Here is an 18,580-nt window from a genome sequence, read left to right on the forward strand (position 1 = left end):
GGAAACGAGACTCGAACTCGCGACCCCAACCTTGGCAAGGTTATGCTCTACCAACTGAGCTATTCCCGCGTGCCGCTTATAATACATTAAGCAAAACAAGGGTCAACAACTTTATGCAAATAATTATGCTGATTGCATAAAATAAAAACAGAAATGAGCATTTAGAGTTATTTTTATTGATAAGTTGCCGAATAAATAGACATTTTGTTTGAAGTCAAAGCGTACAAGAGCAACTTTTGTTTGTGTGTAGACAGGGTATACTAGGTCTAAATATACGAATAATCGTAAAAGGAAAAGCTATGAGCCTTGAACAACAGTTGATTGAACGGTTACAAACCCTTGCACCTAGCCATTTGGAAGTCATTAATGAGTCTGCTGGCCACGGTGGATATTTTCCAGGTAAAGAATCACATTTTAAAGTGATTGTAGTGAGTGAAGAGTTTAACGGCTTGCGTTTGGTTCAACGTCATCAAAAAGTTTATGCCTTGGCTTCTGATTTAATGAATCCGGGACAAATCCATGCTTTAGCAATTCACGCTTATTTACCAAGTGAGTGGCAAGGTCAAGCGCCAGCGAGTCCAGAATGTGCACATGCACCTAAGAGCTAAGGGCTTAGTTTATGGACGCACATTTACTCACTAAAATTATTCATATGACTGCGGTAGCAGCCGCACTTATGGTTTTTGTATTACGCGCTTCTACACTGTTTATTGGTGTACAAGGTCAACAACCTAACCCAGCAGGGCGTAAAGTGTTAGTTGCTTTACAGCATTTGTCATTTACTGTGGTTTTTATTACTGGCGCAATTTTACTGGTGATGAAGAACTTTCAGGTCCAGCCGTGGTTTTACGCTAAAATTATCTTATTTTTAGTGCTCTTATCATCATTAATGAAAGCCTTTAAAAAGGATGACACTATTTTATTAGCCCAGCGCCGTGCGGGTTTGGTTATTAGTGCAATCGCATTTGTTGCCATTATTATTTTGGTCATCGTGAAACCGGTTTTTGCTTAATTGTTCTACATTCTTTGCCTTTTTGCTTAAGCTCTAGGTTAAACTGCATACAGTAAAAAAATATGTAGAGGGAAACATGTTAACTCGTGTGGTGTTTAACCAAAAAGGCGGTGTAGGGAAATCAAGTATTACTGTAAATTTGGCTGCAATTAGTGCCAAACATGGCTTAAGGACCTTGGTGATCGACCTTGATCCTCAAGCCAACTCTAGCCAATACCTTTTAGGTGAAGAGGCAACATACGCTGCTGATAAAGCAGTTTTAGAACCAAATATTGAAAACTTCTTTGAAGATGTGCTGGGGAATAATCAACAAAAGGGTCTAATTGGTAATGCTATAGGCTCAATTTTAAAAGCCCCTCGTAATAAAGATCTCGACAGTTTTGTACACTCAACATCTTTTGCAAAACTAGATGTGCTTCCGGCTAGCCCTACGCTCGGTGCTCTTGAACATGCACTTGAAAGCAAACATAAAATTTATAAATTACGTGATTCAATTCAAAGCTTAATTGGACGATATGACCGCATTTATATTGATACACCACCAGCTTTTAACTTTTTTACCTTGTCTGCTTTAATTGCTGCAGATAAAGTTCTGATTCCTTTCGACTGTGATGTATTTTCAAAACGTGCGTTACAAACATTGATTGAAAATGTTCTCGAAACGCAAGATGATCATAATGACCGCTTGGAAATTGAGGGAATTGTGGTGAATCAGTTCCAGTCCCAAGCAAAACTACCGCGGGAAGTGGTTCAACAGTTAAAAGATGAAGGTTTACCTGTACTTAATAGCATGTTACCACCATCAATTTTAATGAAAGAATCACATCAGAAAAATTTACCTTTGGCTCACTTGGCGCCAGAACACAAATTGACTCAATCTTATGAGGCATTGTTCAGCGAAATTGAACCAAAACGATAAGAGAAAAATGATGAAAGGCTTATATCTTGTGCCTTTGGCAGCAGCCACTTTACTATTGGGCGCTTGTGCCACGACGGTAAAACCGACTTATGTGTCTCCGACACAATATCAATCTTTGAGTTGCCAACAACTACAAAGTGAATATAACCGTATTCAACAATATATCGACAATGGTGTACAGACTCCAAAAAGTACAGGTATGGGCGTTGGCGTTGGACTTGGTGGCGGCTGGGGACGAGGCGGTTGGGGATTCGGTCCATCCATCTCTGTCAACATGGGGCAATCTTCTTCAACCAAGAACACTGAACTTTCACGTGTAATGGGTCAACAAGAGGCAATTGTTCAGGCTGCTCAGTTTAAGAATTGTCCAATTATTGTTCGTAAAAAGGCGAAATAATAGTCAATTTTGAATCACAATATGCTAATTAAAGCATATTGTGATGAATAAAGTTTAGCAAAATGTTTCATAATAAAATCAATATAAATCAAAGGCTTTTTAAAAATATAACTTTAAAGTGGCTGTATTTTTTCTAGTCAATATACTCACTAAACTTGCTATATTTTGCCTATTTCGTTTAAGGTTGCCGCATCTTTATCAATGTGGAAACTTTATGATTGAAAGCTGGTTTTTTGTATTAGCAATGTTGGCTGTTTTGCTTATCCCTGGTCCGACAAATGCATTACTTGCAACCGCAGCTCACTCACAAGGTTTATCTAAAACATTCTGGCTTATTCCAATGCAATGGTTAGGCTATGCTTATGGCATCAGCTTTTGGGCCGTGTTTATTCATTTAGCAGCTCCAGTCTGGCCAGCGCTGCTACTCATTTTGCATATTACGAGTGTGTTATATGTATTCTGGATGGCATTCCGTTTATGGAAAACCACACATTTACAACAGTTTAGCCAGAACCATCGCAATATTCGCCCACGTCAACTATTCTTCTCAACTTTAAAAAATCCTAAGTCCTTACTGTTTGCAGCTGGTATTTTCCCAGCTGAAACATGGAATTCGCCAGAAAATTTTCTTATGGTCTTTGCTGCTTTTACTTTGACCCTTATTCCTGCTGCGAGTTTCTGGATGATTTTTGGACGTGCTTTATTAACGGGTTCAATGCAGAAAATAAAAGCCGATCATTTATATAAAGGATCGGCCATGTTACTTATTTTGTGTATGCTTCCGGTGGTATTTCGTTTCTTCTAAAGGAACCCTTAAACGTTAGCTTTACGGTTCTTTAATTTTTCGCGGATAAATCCAATAATACCTGGTAGAACACTAATAATAATGATGCCGAAAATAAGATGGGTAAAGTTATCTTTTACAACTGGCATATTTCCAAATAGATAACCTAAGGTTACAAAAGAAGCCACCCAACAGAATGCTCCAATTAGGTTGTATGTCAGGAAAAACTTATAATTCATACTACCAGCACCGGCAACAAAAGGGGCGAAGGTGCGGGCAAATGGAATAAAACGAGCAAAAATAATTGTTTTGCCACCGTGACGGGCAAAGAATTCTTGAGTTTTAGTTAAATGCTGTTTGTTAATGAGTCGGGAATTCATTTCAAACACACGTGGACCGATAAAACGACCAATATGATAGTTCACAGTGTCGCCTAAAACTGCTGCAATAAAAAGTAGAGTACCCAGTAACCATGGATCCATCTTACCCGTAGATGCCGCTAAAGCACCTGCTGCAAACAATAAACTATCTCCCGGTAAGAACGGCATGACCACTAGACCGGTTTCGACAAAAATAATTAAAAATAAAATGCCATAAATCCAGACTCCGTAATTTGTAATAAATTCGGCGAGATGCTGGTCAACGTGTAGAATAAAATCAAGAAGTTCCATGAGATGACTAAGTGGTAAACCGTGCTCAAATCGTAGCAGTGAGCCTATCGAAAGTCAGTATAAAACATCAAAAATATACAAATTGATCATCCTATTTGTGCAACGATATATATGGATTTTGAGTATTTAATTATCAATGTCCCAAACCTAGAATGAGTTCATCAACAAATAAGCATTTAAATAAAGGTGGCTGTATGTTTAATCCAAATGTGGTGGTCAAAAATATCGTAACGCAACCAGGCGCGGACAGTTTCATTAGCCTTGTTGCTCGTCTTCTTATCGCTTACATCTTTCTTGTTGCTGGTTGGGGGAAAATTACCGGTTATGCAGCAACTGTAGGTTATATGGAAGCTATGGGTGTTCCAGGTGGAATTCTACCATTAGTCATTTTGGTTGAGTTCGGTGGTGGTTTAGCTTTGTTATTTGGTTTCCAAGCACGTTTTGCAGCTTTTGGTCTAGGAATCTTTAGTATCTTGACTGCATTCTTGTTTCACCAAGGTGGTGCTGATGCAGCAGCGCAATATAATAATGGCATCCATTTTATGAAAAACTTTGCAATGGCAGGTGGTTTGTTCTTCTTGATGCTTCATGGCGCTGGACGTATTAGCTTAGACCATGCAATTGAAAAATAATATTCAAGACAAAATAAAACCGGATGAGCAATTCATCCGGTTTTTTTATATTTAAAAATTAGAGCATAAACTGGATTTGTAATTCCCCAACAACAAAACCAAGTACTGCACCTACTGCAATGAGTGCCCACTCATCTTCTTTGAACGCGGGACGCAACATCCCTTCAAATTCGGATGGTGTTAATTTTTGCATACGTTCAATTAAAGTGCTGCGAATATTCATTGCATCTTCCGCATACGACTCAACATATTTCATCGTTTCTGGTAGCTGTTGCATAATACGTTCAGCAACCTGTGTTTTCATATTTTGGTATTTTTCGCCGCCAATTGCATAAACAACAAGTGGGCGAATCACACCTGCCTGCATATCAATTTCCTGTTTAACATGGCGGTTCACCAACTCAATTACACGCGCAGAGTGAGTACCTGAAAACAACTCTTCCATCATATGACGTGAAGTTAAAAGCTGTTTGGAAATTAAGGCTGCGTAGTCAGCTGCTACTTCATTTTGTCGTTTAATAAATAGACCTTGCCATGTATAGCCCAATATCTTTTTCGGATAGAGCGGTCTAAACATCATTTGTAGGGCAATCCAGTCACTAAAGAACCCTACAAATCCGCCAAACATCGGCAGCATCCAAGGGTATTTGCCTTGTGTGATAATCCAGCACAACATTTGGATTACACCAATTCCAAAACCGAATACAAAACCAACGTTACTGAAGAATTTAAATTCTTGTTTGCCTACACGCTTAAAAATATTGTTGAGTAGACGTTTATCTTTAAGCAAGTTGCTAATCACCAAATGCTTAATATCAAAATATCGATTTACGTCACGTTGCACTTCACTCATGATGTGCTCGACAATTTCCGGTGCTTTTGATTGCACTCTACGGATCAGTCTTTGGCGGGCAAACTCAGGCATACCTTCCCATAAACCGGGTTGATACTCTTGCGCGACTTCACGCGTAATATCTTCTGCTGCTGCCATTAATGGTTTTTCAATTTCTTTGGCAATACGCTTTGGGTCAAGGCGAGCAAAAATTTCTTCGGGTTTAATCAGCTTAGCTGTCATGAGTTCAACAGCAATGGTTGCCATTTTTTCAGCTTTACGAGGCACGATACCTTGCCAGCCAAAAAACGGTTTAATACCTTTAAATTCAAGTGGTGAGAACATCATTTGAATGGCAATCACTTTAGTGACATAGCCAATTAAACCACTCATGAAAGGAATAGAGACATACAACCAAAAATGTTGCTGGAAATCTGCAATCATAGTTTGAAGCATTGTTGTTCCTTAGATTTCTATTGATTTTGATATGGGGCAACAAGCCATAAAAAAACGGATAACTGTTCAAGGACAGACAAATATCGCTAATGGTATTTACCTTTCCATGGTAATGCCTGTTTTATCGGGTCATCTTAACATCAAATTCAAGACGATGTTGCATAGAATGTGATGAATTTATCAATGTGTATGAAGTTTTTAAGGGGTATACAGTATATTGATAAATATCAATAAATTTTAATTTACATTGATCAATCCCAATATAGAAATGATTCTGATATGAAAAAAATAAGATATATGATGATTTGCGGTGCGCCGAAGCGTGAAAAATGTTAAAATGGCGCGCTTAATTCTTTTGCCATTTAGTGGTTTGTCATGACTACCAATACTCAAATTACTGAAGATCGTATCCTGATCCTGGATTTCGGCTCTCAATATAGTCAGCTCATTGCACGTCGTGTACGTGAAGCTGGTGTTTACTCTGAAATGTATGCCTTTGATATGTCTGAAGAAGACATCCGTGCTTTTAAGCCAAACGGTATCATTTTATCAGGTGGACCTGAGAGTGTGCATGAAGAGGGCAGCCCGCGAGCACCGCAAGTGGTGTTTGAATTAGGCGTTCCAGTATTGGGTATTTGCTATGGTTTACAAACCATGTCTGAACAGTTAGGCGGTAAAGTTGAGCCGGGTACTGTACATGAGTTTGGTTATGCCGAAGTTGATATCGTTAAACGTGACCAACTTATTGGCAACTTACAAGACCGCGAAAACCAGTTACACGTTTGGATGAGCCACGGCGACAAAGTGAGCAAAATTCCAGAAGGTTTTACAATTACTGCAAGCACACCAAGCTGTCCAGTTGCTGCTGTAAGTGATGAAGCACGTGGTTTCTATGGCGTGCAATTCCATCCAGAAGTAACGCACACGGCAAAAGGTGAAGAGTTACTTGCAAACTTCGTTCATAAAATTTGTGGATGTGGTGGCCTTTGGACACCTGAACACATTATCGATTTACGTGTAGAACAATTACGTGAACAAATCGGTAATGAAAAGGTTCTTTTGGGTCTTTCTGGTGGTGTTGACTCATCTGTTGTTGCTGCACTTTTGCACAAAGCAATTGGCGATCAGTTAACATGTGTATTTGTTGATAACGGTTTACTTCGTTTAAACGAAGGTGACCAAGTGATGCAAATGTTTGCCGAAAACATGGGTATCCGTGTAATTCGTGCAGATGCTGAACAACGTTTCTTAAATGCATTGGCTGGTGAAGTTGATCCAGAGAAAAAACGTAAGATCATTGGCCGTGAATTTATCGAAGTATTTGCTGAAGAAGCACGTAAACTTGATGGCGTGAAATTCTTGGCGCAAGGTACGATTTACCCAGACGTAATTGAATCTGCTGCAAGCAAACAAGGTAAAGCACACGTTATTAAATCTCACCACAATGTGGGTGGTTTACCAGACGATTTAGCATTTGAATTGGTTGAACCTTTACGTGACTTGTTTAAAGATGAAGTACGTAAATTAGGTACTACACTTGGTTTACCGCATAGCATGATCTACCGTCATCCATTCCCAGGCCCTGGTTTAGGCGTTCGTATTTTGGGTGAAGTGAAAAAAGAATATGCAGATATTCTTCGTCTTGCTGATGACATCTTCATGCAAGAGCTTCGTGACAGTGGTTGGTATGATAAAACTGCTCAAGCGTTTGCTGTGTTCCAACCTGTTAAGTCAGTTGGTGTAGTAGGTGATGGCCGTCGTTATGCTTGGGTGATTGCACTTCGTGCGGTTGAAACAGTTGACTTTATGACAGCTCGTTTTGCACATTTACCATACGAATTGGTTGATAAAATCTCAACGCGTATTATGAATGAAATCAAAGATGTATCACGTGTTGTATATGACGTGTCATCTAAACCACCAGCAACGATTGAGTGGGAATAATTAAATGAAAAGGCAGGATTTAATCCTGCCTTTTTTATGTCTATTGATAAAAGCATTATTTATGTTTATCGATATACTGGTGACTAGTAATAAAAAAAATACTTTGATTTGAACCAAAACGTTCTACTGATTTCTCAAAAACCATTCCAACACGTTCTAGTAATTTGATTGATGCTTTGTTCTGTGTTTGAGTTTCAGCTATTACTTTCTTAAGATTTAACTCATTAAATGAATAATTTAAAACAAATTCAAGTGCTTGAGTTGCATATCCATATCCCATATATTCTGGCAGCAATTCATACGATACTTCGATATCTGAGCCGTCATGATGAGTATCCAGAGATATAATTCCTAGAAAATTATGATCAGTAGAAGATCGAATTGCCCAAATAGGTAATTTACTTGGAGTATTAATATCAGTATGTGCTCGCGTTTGAGCCAGAGATACTTCCAGGGGTCCACCTAAATACTTTCTAGTCGTATCATTTGTATAAAGTCTAACTAAATTAGAGACATCTGCTAATGTTAAATCGCTTAAATAACACAAGTGCATATTATTTATGATTAAAAAGAAAAATTAACATATTACATTTTATAAGAAATTCATCCTAAATATTATTTTCTTTCGTCAGCTTAAACTTCTTCTCAGAAAACGAGCTAGTAAGATGCTTAAGCACTCTTTTTTATTGCTTAACTTTTAAAGCTAAAAATTAATCCTAATAAATATCAATACAATAGTTCGTATTCTATTACTTATACTTGATAAAAGATATATTAAGATATATCTTAATATGCATAAATTAAACATATTAGAGAATCTTTAAAGATGAAACAACAATCAGAACATCATCATACTGAGCACAATGAACATCACCACGGACATCACCGTTCAGGTCGCCGTGGAAGACTTTTTGAAGCGGGACGTATGAAACTTCTGGTACTCCACCTTATTCAGCAAAGTCCTAAGCATGGTTATGAAATTATAAAAGAAATAAGTGATTTGGTCGGTGATGGCTATACGCCTAGTGCGGGAACAATTTATCCGACTTTAACCAGTCTGGAAGAAATGAACCTAATTAACTTGTTAGATATAGAGCGCAAGCAATATCAAATTACGGAGTTTGGTGAGGCTTATTTAACTGAACAAAAAGATAAGTTAAATGCACTATTAGAAAAATTACGTTTAAGACGTGAAATTCACAGTAATGATCAATTAATTGAAATTCACCGCGCCATGGAAAACTTAAAGACGGCTTTACGTTTGAAACTCAATACAACTGATTTGCAGCGAGAGCAGATCTATCAAATTGCCGAAAAAATTGATCAGGCTGCGGTTGCAATCGGGCGCCTATAAGTTGAGATAAGCCATGCTAGAGCTACAGCAAAAAATCAAAGAAGCGGGCTTAAAAGTCACTCATCCAAGACTTGTTGTTTTATCTTTAATTCAGGAGCAAGCGGAAGATTTAACGGTTAAACAGATTTATCAAAAGCTCTATACCCAAAAACAGAAGTTGAGCTTGGCAACAGTTTATCGGGTGGTCAGTGATTTGGAAGGAGCAGGCTTAATCTCAAATACTCAATTTCAACGAGGTGAAGCCAAATTTAACTTATCAGGCTTAGCCAATAATCAACTTCTACAAATTTATTGTGCAGAGTTGACACAAGCGAAACAAGAACAATTTCTAGCTAGTTTGCAATCTGTATTTACTCAATTTCAAGTTGACTTGAAGCAGATTGAAATTATCTAAAACCATTAATTTTTAATAGAGAACTTATATATGAAACAGCATCAATATCACGTTACTGTACAACATTTAAAAGATGCCAAAGGCGAAGTTTCTAACTATACGGAAAGGCTCGAGTTCTATACCGGTAATCATGATGACATTTTTGAGATTGTTGAAAAGTTAAAGAACGCAGAATTTTTCGATGATCAAACTACGAAATCTTTTGGAGTTGGTCTAAAACTTTTTAGTGAAGTCATGTTGGAAAATCGGGACCATCCACTGTTTCAAGAGTTCTTTCCCCAGTTCGGGCAATTTATGAAAAATCTAAAACAGCTCGTTAAAACTCAATCATCTTAAGCTGCTTAAAGCAGCTTTAATTATTTTCTATTTTATAATTAAAAATCGATTGTCTCATTCATAAGACCCTGTGTATTACTAAAAGACTATATTGAATAATAAGTGTATTGTTAAGATCAGTATAACAACTCATTGCAAAAGCATAGGTAAAAGAGAGTAATATCATGAGCAATAATAACGATTACGATATTTCTGATTCAAAGGATTGTGAGAAATTTGCCAATCAATTCATTCAGGAATTTCCAATTCGCTCTGCTGAAATTGGACAGGGGACGGTGATTAAGCGGGCTTTACCTAGTCGACAAAAGCGAATGATTGGGGCGTGGTGTTTTCTGGATCATGCAGGCCCGGTAACGTTTCCTGCAGGTAATGGTTTAGATGTAGGCCCACACCCACATATTGGTTTGCAAACCTTCACGTGGATGATTGAAGGTACCATGATGCATACCGATAGTTTAGGTTCAAAGCAGTTAATTCGTCCTAAGCAAGTCAACTTGATGACAGCAGGGCATGGTATTTCTCATACTGAAGTTGCGCCTGATACAGAAACTCAAATGCACGCTGCACAGCTCTGGATTGCTTTACCTGACCATAAGCGCAATATGGATCCGAAATTTGAACATTATCCTGAGTTGCCTGTTTTTGAAAAAGACGGTTTAGAATTTACCGTGCTCGTGGGTGAATACTTGGCAACTACTTCTCCAGTTGTGGTGCATACACCGTTAGTAGGTGTGGACCTTATTGCTACCCAGGATACTAAGACACGTATTCCACTAAATCCTGAGTTTGAATATGGCTTCATGGCATTAGATGGCGTTGCTCATGTGAATGGTCATGAACTCACTGCTGACAATATGGTTGTATTGGATACTGGATTGAGTGAAATTGAGATTGAAATCAAAAAAGGTAACCGTGTGCTGTTAATTGGCGGTGAACCGTTTGAAACTCCAATTTTGCTATGGTGGAACTTTGTTGCACGTACTATGGATGATTTAAAAGAAGCACGTGAACAGTGGATTAATCATGATGTACGTTTTGGCGAAATACCAGATTATGTTGGTGCACGTTTAGAGGCCCCAGTTCTTCCAGATCAAATGAGAGCATCAAAATGACAGTAGTAATCGCGAGTAGTAAGGCAAAACCTCTTGCCGAACAGTGGAAAGGTGAAATTATCAGTGGCCGTCATCAATACTTTTGTGATGAACCGGAAAAGTTAGAAGGACATGATCAGGGGCCAGCCCCTTATGATTTGCTAACTGGAAGTCTGGCAGCTTGTACACTCATTACTTTAAGAATGTATGCGAAACATAAAGATTATGATTTTGGTGAGTTCTCGGTTGAAATTGATTTTCATAGCAATCGTGAGCATGAAGAACATATCGAGCGTCGTATTGTTTTTAATGAGCTGCCAAGCGAAGAGCTTCAACAGAAAATTTTAACGGTATGCAGTAAAACGCCAGTAACTAAAACTTTGTTACGTAGTTTAGACATTCATACTGTGCTTGTTACAGCATAAAAATGCTATTTTGTTGAGGTGGATGACTTTATATCCATCCCACAAATGGAATAAAACAGCATGTTCACATGCTGTTTTTTATGTAAAAAAGAAAAATAAAAGTAGGCAATAACATGATTAGTGTACACCACCTGGAATGTTCGCGATCGTTTCGGATTTTATGGGCTTTAGAAGAGTTAGGCTTAGATTATGATATTCATTATTATCAACGCTTACCCAACTACTCAGCACCGGAAACGCTGAAATGTATCCATCCGCTCGGTAAGGCGCCGATTTTGACAGATGATGAGCAAGTCATTGCAGAATCCGCTGTCATTTTAGAGTATTTGCAGCAGCGCTATGATCAAAAACAGCAATTTAAACCTAAGCAAGCTCAGGATTTACAGCAGTATATTTACTGGATGCACTATGCTGAAGGTTCACTTATGCCGTTATTAGTGATGACTTTGGTTATGAATAACGTGAACAAACATGTACCTTGGTTAATTCAACCTGTAGCAAAGAAAATTACAGAAGGGGTGAAGGCCAATTTTGTTCGCCCGCGTATGAAAGATCATATTAGTTTTTTAGAAAACTACTTGTCTGAGCATGAGTATTTTGCAGGGGATTTTTCATTTGCCGATATTCAAATGAGCTTTCCATTAGAGGCTCTACAGTCCCGTCTTCAAGGCAAATATCCGCATATTCAAGCATTTTTGCATCGGATTCAGCAAAGACCAGCATTTCAAAAAGCAAGACAGAAAGGTTTGGGATCAAACGAAAGAAATTGTGCTGATATATAAAAGAAAAGGAACAAATATTTGTTCCTTTTTTATTACTTAATCTTTATTTGCGTTTAATTACGATAGAGTCAATGCCGCTATGCTGTAAGGTTTGCTGAGCAGCAAGAGCAGCTTCTTGGGTATCATATGGACCAGAAATAACACGGTACCAAGTCTTTCCATTTTCAGAGCTTTTAATTACATCAGCTGATAAGCCATTTAAAATGATCTCTGCACGTCGAGCATCTGCTTGATCTGGGTCAGCATAGCTACGGACTTGTAAAATATAATTTGGTTGTTGAGGTACAGTAGCTGTAGAGTCAGTATTGTCATCAGTATTAGCAACAGATTCTGATGCGGCAGGTTGAGCAGTACTAGGTGCTTCAACAATCATAGCAGTACCTTGGTTTTTACTTTCTGGAATAGCCTGTTCCGGAATAGGGGTAACTTGCTGTTGAGGTAATAAATCGTAAAAACGGTAATCTTTATTGGTTTCTTCTTCTTTGTAGTGGTCAGAAGTAATCTGGTTTTTTGAAGAAACAGGTTGCCACGGTTTCCAAAGCATGAGCACTACTGCGATACATAAGACCGCTAAAATAGCGACAAGTGTCCCTAACCATTTAGGAATTAAAGGCTTTTTAGGCTTATTAGGTCTTTCAGATACACCGCGTTGCGTTTTGCCAAACACGTGGATTATTCCTCTGTCTTTTGATTGTTTTATTTCGAGTTTAGTTCTCGTTTACTTTAAAACATCGCTTTGTATAGGTGAAGTCCTTACAAAGCGTTATTTCTTGCAACACGAAGGGGTATATGACTTTGCCAAATACCCCAACATGAACTTACATGGCTTCAGGTGCAGAAACACCGAGTAATTCTAAGCCATTACGCAGTACTTGTTGTACGTTGATTGAAAGTAATAAGCGTGCTTGTGTAAGTTCAGCGTCATCACTTAGAACTTTATGCTCATTGTACCAACCGTGGAATAGCGCAGCTAATTCTTTTAAGTAGTTACCTACTTGGTGTGGTTCATACGCATTAGCAGCACGTAATACAACGTCTGGATATGCAGCCAGTTTAGCAAGAATTTCAGTTTCTGCATCAAGTGACAAGCGCGCAGCATGTGAACGAGCTGCACTTACTTCAAATTGTAAGCCAGTGCTTGCTGCTTTTTCTAACATACGGCAAATACGTGCATGAGCATATTGAATATAATACACCGCATTATCTTTACTTTGTGACACAGCAAGGTCAAGATCAAAGTCAATGTGTTGTTCGCTCTTACGCATTACATAATAAAAACGGGCAGCATCGTTACCAACTTCTTTACGTAAGTCGCGTAAAGTCACGAACTGACCTGAACGAGATGACATTTGAACCATCTCACCACCGCGCCATAAACTTACGAACTGAACTAAAAGAACAGTTAATTTTTTCGAGTCATAACCCATTGCATCAATCGCAGCTTTTACGCGAGAGATATAACCGTGGTGGTCAGAACCCCAAATATCAACAAGGTCGGTATAACCACGTTGTAGTTTATTTAAGTGATATGCAATGTCAGATGCAAAGTAAGTCGTTTGACCATTACGGCGCTTAACAACACGGTCTTTTTCATCGCCAAATTCAGTCGATTTAAACCAGATGTTGCCATCTTTTTCATAAAGGAAACCACGTTGATCCAGTGTTTCCAACGCTTCGTCAATTTTTGCGCTAAGAGACGCTTCGCTAAACCATTGGTTGAAGGTTACGCCGAAGTCAGCAAGATCATCTTTAATATCATCTAAAATGGCATGAAGAGCTGCTTGATGGAATACGCGGTAGCCTTCACCTAATAATTGTTGTGAGTTGGCAATAAGACCATCAATGTGTTTTTCTTTGTCGCCAGATAATACGACTTTATTGCCTTCGCTATCGAGCTCATCTGCATATTGCACGTCTTCTGGCACATCTTTATAGACGTCTGCTACATCACGAACATATGCATTGTTATCTTTGTCGATAATGCTTTGAGCAATCTCTTTAACGTAGTCGCCTTGATATGCATTTTTAGGGAATACAAGGTTTTGCCCAAGTAATTCCAAATAACGTAAATAAGTAGAAGTCGCCAAAATATCCATTTGACGGCCAGCATCATTCACGTAGTACTCACGGTCAACTTTTGCACCTGTTGCTTCAAGTAAGTTTGCAACGGTCATACCATAGGCAGCACCACGACCATGACCTACGTGTAGGCTAGACGTCGGGTTGGCAGAAACGAATTCAACTTGAATCTTTTTAGCTGCATTTGATTGGCTGCGACCAAAGTCTTCTTTTTGAGCTTGAATCTGGTCAAGAATTGCAAAACGCTGGTCTGCATTTAAGAAGAAATTGATAAAACCAGGACCTGCGATTTCAGCTTTGCTGATGTCTGCAACTTCTGGTAGTGCTGCGAGAATTTTCTCAGCTAAATCGCGTGGTTTCATACCAGCAGCTTTAGAGCCGATCATGGCAATATTAGAAGCAAAGTCGCCATGGCTTCGGTCTTTGGTGCGCGTTAAATTGCTTGAATTATTCCAATCCGAAGGAAGCACACCTTCTTGCTGAAGGGTTTGCACTGCATGGTCGAGAGCTGCTTGTATTGCCGTATTCATATCAATCGAAAATAGATGTCGCAGAAAAACGTCAAATATAGCAAATTTCCTATGAGTTAGGGGAGTGCATTTAACGCTTTCATTTAATTTCTTTCTTGAAGTTTCATGGAACTATTTTTTTTGTAAATATTAAAAAATGAATGTGATTCAATTCTGAAAATACGTAAATACAGGCTTTCTAGGCAATATTTTTTAAATTATAAGGTAGTAAAACACTTGGTATTTTTTATGAAAATGTAAGCTAGTAAGAAAATATAAGATTTTAAGTCAGATATAGAGTTAATTAAGAATAATTTTAAAAAAGATGAAAAATGTAAGTAATTAATTTTTAATATTAATTTTGTTGTATGTTTTTTCTAAATAGTATTCAATTTCAATATCACGGTTTAAAATACCTATTTTGTATTAAATAGTCTTAAGCTTACACATACAACGAGCTTTAGAGAGTGCTGAAACTGTACTTTTCGGAGTTCTAAGCTGGAAAATGAGATAGGCAATGATATCAGGACACCCAAGTAAACACCCACTTTATATCCCTTATGCAGGCTATACACTTTTAGAGTTACCCCTTTTAAATAAAGGGTCCGCTTTCACTCAAGAAGAAAGAAGTAACTTTAACTTACACGGGTTACTTCCACATATTATTGAAACAATTGAAGAGCAAAGCCAACGCTCTTATCAGCAATATTGCGCTTTCAATGATGATATTAATAAGCACATCTATTTACGTAATATCCAAGATACCAACGAAACTCTGTTCTACCATTTAATTGAAAATCATCTTGAAGAGATGATGCCAATTATTTACACGCCAACCGTGGGTGAAGCATGTCAACGTTTCTCTGATATCTATCGCCGTCATCGTGGTGTTTTCATTTCATATCCAGATCGCGATGTGATTGATGATATTTTGCAAAACGTTAATAAAAATAATGTCAAAGTCATCGTGATTACAGATGGTGAACGTATTTTAGGCCTTGGTGACCAAGGCATTGGCGGCATGGGTATTCCAATTGGAAAACTTTCGCTTTATACCGCATGTGGTGGTATTAGCCCTGCATACACATTGCCAATCACAATCGATGTAGGGACGAATAACCCTCAATTATTAAATGACCCGATCTACATGGGATGGCGTCAACCACGTATTAGTGGTGATGAGTATTATGAATTTGTAGATATGGTGATTGAAGCTGTAAAACGTCGTTGGCCAAAAGCACTCATCCAGTTTGAAGATTTCGCACAAAAAAATGCGATGCCATTATTAGAAAAATATCGTGATAAAATTTGTTGTTTCAATGATGACATTCAAGGAACAGCAGCTGTTTCTGTTGGTAGTCTAATTGCTGCAAGCCGTGCAGCAGGTAAACAATTAAAAGATCAGAAAATTGCTTTCTTAGGTGCGGGTTCAGCGGGTTGTGGTATTGCGGAGCAAATCGTTGCACAAATGGTTTCAGAAGGTCTAACCGATGCTGAAGCACGTGCTCGTGTTTACATGGTAGATCGTTTTGGTTTGATCACTGAAAATCAGCCGAACCTATTAGACTTCCAGCGTAAATTAGCTCAGAAAGCTGAAGTAGTAGACCAATGGGGCAACATTGAAGAAGTAATTTCACTACTTGATGTTGTTAAAAATGCCAAGCCTACAGTGTTAATCGGTGTTTCTGGTCAGCCAGGCCTATTCACCGAAGAAATTATTAAGACCATGGCTGCCAATTGTGAACGACCAATTGTGATGCCGTTATCTAACCCGACTTCACGTGTGGAAGCTGTGCCGGCTGATATTGTGGAGTGGACTGAAGGTAAAGCATTAATTGCAACGGGTAGCCCATTTGCACCTGTAAATCATCACGGCAAGCTTTACAATATTTCGCAGTGCAATAACTCATACATCTTCCCTGGTATTGGTTTAGGTGTAGTAGCATCAGGCGCTAAACGCGTTACAGAAAACATGCTTATGGCATCAAGTAGTGCTTTAGCAGACTGTTCACCGTTGCTGAAAGATCCACAAGCTGACTTATTGCCACCTTTAGGCGAAATTCAACAAGTGTCTAAAGTGATTGCATTTGAAGTGGCAAAAGCTGCAATGGCAGACGGCGTGGCTGTAACCATTAGTGATGATTTACTTAAGCAGAAGATTGATCAATCGTTCTGGAAACCAGAATACCGTAAATATAAGCGTATTCCTTTCTAAAATATTGGACGTGTAAAAAAGGGAGTAAGATACTCCCTTTTTTATTAACTTAATTTGGCTATAAAGGCTTTTGAATCTCATAAAATAAAATAGATGATTCACCTTTTATAAATGCATATTATTAATCTATATTCATAAGTTTTTCTGTGTTTAATATTAGATATACTTGCTAGCTAATAGCTTTAATTAAGATGAGTTTTTTAAATAGCACAGAATTATGAGTACTTTTTCATGAAAAATATTTATATTTTAATTTTTATAGGCGCTTTAATGGCTTGTAGCGATAAAAGTCCAGATAAAACTCAACATGATGCTAATCATAAGTCAGATGTGGTGCAGATGGATAAAAATCAATCAGACTCTGCTGTAAGTGAAAAGAAAGAGAGTGCGGAGAAGGGGCTTAAAACAGCTGATCAAGTGGGGGAAATCTCTTGTTCAAATCCAAATATTACGCAATGGTATGGTTTTAATGAGAGTGTTGCTGAGCCTAAATGTGAAGTCGTAAAGAACTTTCAACTGTCAGCTTATAAGTGTGATATCTCTAAAAACGCCTTTGGTGAAAATAAAGACGCTATTTTGCTAGAAAATCAAGATAAACGAATTTTTGTTTATTCCACTTTTAAAGACTGTAATGAAATGCTTGAAATAAGAAATGCGAATGGGCCTTAAGTTTATATTTAAGAGTGATTTTTATTAATTTATAAAGGTAAAGATAATATTTTTGTAGAATGTCAAAGTACACGTTTTTTTCTTTGGTTTTAAATAAAAAAGTAGCTACCGTGGTGATAGCTACTTTTTAAAAAACTTAATCCTCTAAAATTTCTTCTAGCAATTCTTCACTTGGTGCAAAGTAATATGCGCCGTCTAGTGGTGTCACGAAGTGCAGTAAGCGGTCATGAATGCCATCCCCACTTGTACCAAACATACGCTTTAACATCGCATCAATAATGTTCAGGTCTTTGGTGTAGGCAATGAAGAATAGGCCTTGATCACCTCGACCATCACCCTAAGGTAAGCTGTGACGTAAAATTTCCATTTCTTCGCCTTCATCATCTTCAACGACAGTACGAGCGACATGGGCATTTTCCGGTTTAACATCATCATCTAATTCAATAGATTCAAGCTTGGTACGGCCCATGACATTTTCTTGTGCGTCGACTTTAAGTTTTTTCCATTTTTCCAAGTCGTGTGCATAGCGCTGCGCAAAGATGAAACTACCATCTGCAAATACTCCAGCACTTTCTGGGAGGAGGGCGGTTTCTGCGCGGTCGTCTGGAAATTGAGGATTTTCAGTACCATCTATAAAGCCAGTAATATCTCGACCATCGAAGTAACGGAAACAAACACGCTCATCCAGAACCTCAACTTTATCTTTAATGCCTTCAAAAAATGCTTGGCTTAAAGCAAAACAAATATCAGAACGCATACTGGCAATGTGGATAAGCACATCAGCTGGTACGACGGGCATGTTGAATGCACCATTTTCTGGTTCAAGTTGTTTAAAGCCAGCAGGAGATTGACTGTAAAGCTGTTTCCAAAGTTCTGGACCAAAAGCGACTGCTGTTTTAATTTGCGCGTCTGAATGCTGAGTAATGAGACGGTCACGTGTTTCGAATAAAGCTTAGAGTTGTTCTTTTAATTCAGCAATTGTTAGATCTTTTAAACGAAGAACAATAAAACGGGCATGATCAGATGGTAATGGCAAAATGACAGATTGAGCAGTCATTAGAAGATCTCTCCTCAATTAT

At 38.2% G+C, this 18,580-nt stretch carries 20 protein-coding genes and 1 pseudogene; 15 read left to right on the plus strand and 6 right to left on the minus strand.

Translation table 11 applies throughout. The features are described 5' to 3' along the window. Positions 1-299 precede the first annotated feature (299 nt). The 5 genes from J582_RS16950 (at position 300) to J582_RS16970 (ending at position 3,133) form a co-directional block, all read left to right on the plus strand. On the plus strand, positions 300-608 hold the full coding sequence (locus J582_RS16950) for a BolA family protein (RefSeq protein WP_000051228.1): 309 nt from the start codon (positions 300-302) through the stop codon (positions 606-608). A gap of 11 nt (positions 609-619) precedes the next feature. After that, complete coding sequence (locus tag J582_RS16955; RefSeq protein ID WP_006581265.1) at positions 620-1,012, plus strand: SirB2 family protein; 393 nt, start codon at positions 620-622, stop codon at positions 1,010-1,012. A gap of 76 nt (positions 1,013-1,088) precedes the next feature. Then, positions 1,089-1,931, plus strand: coding sequence for a ParA family protein (locus tag J582_RS16960; RefSeq protein WP_002054248.1), 843 nt, complete (start codon positions 1,089-1,091; stop codon positions 1,929-1,931). Between the two features lie 10 nt (positions 1,932-1,941). After that, a complete protein-coding gene (locus J582_RS16965; protein WP_004711075.1) occupies positions 1,942-2,328 on the plus strand; it encodes a hypothetical protein in 387 nt (128 codons plus the stop codon). A gap of 214 nt (positions 2,329-2,542) precedes the next feature. Then, positions 2,543-3,133 (plus strand): LysE family translocator, encoded by a 591-nt coding sequence (locus tag J582_RS16970; RefSeq protein ID WP_004883927.1) that lies wholly within the window; start codon positions 2,543-2,545, stop codon positions 3,131-3,133. An 8-nt stretch (positions 3,134-3,141) separates the two neighbouring features. Here the strand turns inward: J582_RS16970 and J582_RS16975 are convergent, their stop codons facing one another. After that, positions 3,142-3,783: a DedA family protein gene (locus J582_RS16975; protein ID WP_002054234.1), complete on the minus strand. Its 642-nt coding sequence runs from the start codon at positions 3,781-3,783 to the stop codon at positions 3,142-3,144. A gap of 194 nt (positions 3,784-3,977) precedes the next feature. On the opposite strand from J582_RS16975, the gene J582_RS16980 reads away from it, so the two are divergent. Next, a complete protein-coding gene (locus J582_RS16980; protein WP_004711072.1) occupies positions 3,978-4,415 on the plus strand; it encodes a DoxX family protein in 438 nt (145 codons plus the stop codon). Positions 4,416-4,473: 58 nt separating this feature from the next. Here the strand turns inward: J582_RS16980 and J582_RS16985 are convergent, their stop codons facing one another. Further along, positions 4,474-5,691 (minus strand): DUF445 domain-containing protein, encoded by a 1,218-nt coding sequence (locus tag J582_RS16985; protein WP_171057494.1) that lies wholly within the window; start codon positions 5,689-5,691, stop codon positions 4,474-4,476. Positions 5,692-6,078: 387 nt separating this feature from the next. On the opposite strand from J582_RS16985, the gene guaA reads away from it, so the two are divergent. Then, complete coding sequence (gene guaA / locus J582_RS16990) at positions 6,079-7,647, plus strand: glutamine-hydrolyzing GMP synthase (protein ID WP_031982544.1); 1,569 nt, start codon at positions 6,079-6,081, stop codon at positions 7,645-7,647. Positions 7,648-7,702: 55 nt separating this feature from the next. Here guaA and J582_RS0104900 read toward each other — a convergent pair whose 3' ends face one another. Continuing rightward, the gene (locus tag J582_RS0104900) at positions 7,703-8,200 is read right to left on the minus strand and encodes a GNAT family N-acetyltransferase (RefSeq protein WP_031982545.1); all 498 of its coding nucleotides are present in this window, start codon (positions 8,198-8,200) and stop codon (positions 7,703-7,705) included. 273 nt (positions 8,201-8,473) lie between these two features. Here J582_RS0104900 and J582_RS16995 point away from each other — a divergent pair, with 273 nt between their 5' ends. From J582_RS16995 to J582_RS17020, 6 genes are all read left to right on the plus strand, one after another. Beyond that, positions 8,474-9,001 (plus strand): PadR family transcriptional regulator, encoded by a 528-nt coding sequence (locus tag J582_RS16995; RefSeq protein WP_031982547.1) that lies wholly within the window; start codon positions 8,474-8,476, stop codon positions 8,999-9,001. Positions 9,002-9,014: 13 nt separating this feature from the next. Beyond that, a complete protein-coding gene (locus J582_RS17000) occupies positions 9,015-9,395 on the plus strand; it encodes a Fur family transcriptional regulator (protein WP_031982549.1) in 381 nt (126 codons plus the stop codon). A 30-nt stretch (positions 9,396-9,425) separates the two neighbouring features. Then, on the plus strand, positions 9,426-9,731 hold the full coding sequence (locus J582_RS17005; RefSeq protein ID WP_002054242.1) for a DUF3861 domain-containing protein: 306 nt from the start codon (positions 9,426-9,428) through the stop codon (positions 9,729-9,731). Positions 9,732-9,895: 164 nt separating this feature from the next. Further along, positions 9,896-10,843 carry a pirin family protein gene (locus J582_RS17010; RefSeq protein WP_032048291.1) on the plus strand — a complete coding sequence of 316 codons (948 nt, stop codon included), beginning with the start codon at positions 9,896-9,898 and terminating at the stop codon, positions 10,841-10,843. Further along, a complete protein-coding gene (locus J582_RS17015) occupies positions 10,840-11,247 on the plus strand; it encodes an OsmC family protein (RefSeq protein ID WP_031982550.1) in 408 nt (135 codons plus the stop codon). The genes J582_RS17010 and J582_RS17015 overlap by 4 nt, the downstream gene beginning before the upstream one ends. A 113-nt stretch (positions 11,248-11,360) precedes the next feature. Then, a complete protein-coding gene (locus J582_RS17020) occupies positions 11,361-12,029 on the plus strand; it encodes a glutathione S-transferase (RefSeq protein ID WP_022574377.1) in 669 nt (222 codons plus the stop codon). Positions 12,030-12,072: 43 nt separating this feature from the next. Here J582_RS17020 and J582_RS17025 read toward each other — a convergent pair whose 3' ends face one another. Both J582_RS17025 and argS read right to left on the minus strand, forming a co-directional pair. Beyond that, positions 12,073-12,696 carry an SPOR domain-containing protein gene (locus tag J582_RS17025; RefSeq protein ID WP_031982552.1) on the minus strand — a complete coding sequence of 208 codons (624 nt, stop codon included), beginning with the start codon at positions 12,694-12,696 and terminating at the stop codon, positions 12,073-12,075. Positions 12,697-12,847: 151 nt separating this feature from the next. Continuing rightward, entirely contained in the window at positions 12,848-14,638 is a 1,791-nt protein-coding gene (gene argS / locus J582_RS17030) for an arginine--tRNA ligase (RefSeq protein ID WP_031982553.1), read from the minus strand. A 496-nt stretch (positions 14,639-15,134) separates the two neighbouring features. On the opposite strand from argS, the gene J582_RS17035 reads away from it, so the two are divergent. Together J582_RS17035 and J582_RS17040 are read left to right on the plus strand one after the other, a co-directional pair. Further along, positions 15,135-16,832, plus strand: a complete 1,698-nt coding sequence (locus J582_RS17035; RefSeq protein WP_000623106.1) for an NAD-dependent malic enzyme — start codon at positions 15,135-15,137, stop codon at positions 16,830-16,832. Positions 16,833-17,063: 231 nt separating this feature from the next. Then, positions 17,064-17,501 carry a hypothetical protein gene (locus J582_RS17040; RefSeq protein ID WP_031982554.1) on the plus strand — a complete coding sequence of 146 codons (438 nt, stop codon included), beginning with the start codon at positions 17,064-17,066 and terminating at the stop codon, positions 17,499-17,501. Positions 17,502-17,637: 136 nt separating this feature from the next. On the opposite strand, the pseudogene J582_RS0104905 reads toward J582_RS17040, so the two are convergent. Next, a pseudogene (locus J582_RS0104905) lies at positions 17,638-18,558 on the minus strand (Dyp-type peroxidase). Positions 18,559-18,580 lie beyond the last annotated feature (22 nt).

This window comes from Acinetobacter sp. 1566109 (assembly GCF_000582255.1).
Lineage (GTDB): Bacteria > Pseudomonadota > Gammaproteobacteria > Pseudomonadales > Moraxellaceae > Acinetobacter > Acinetobacter nosocomialis.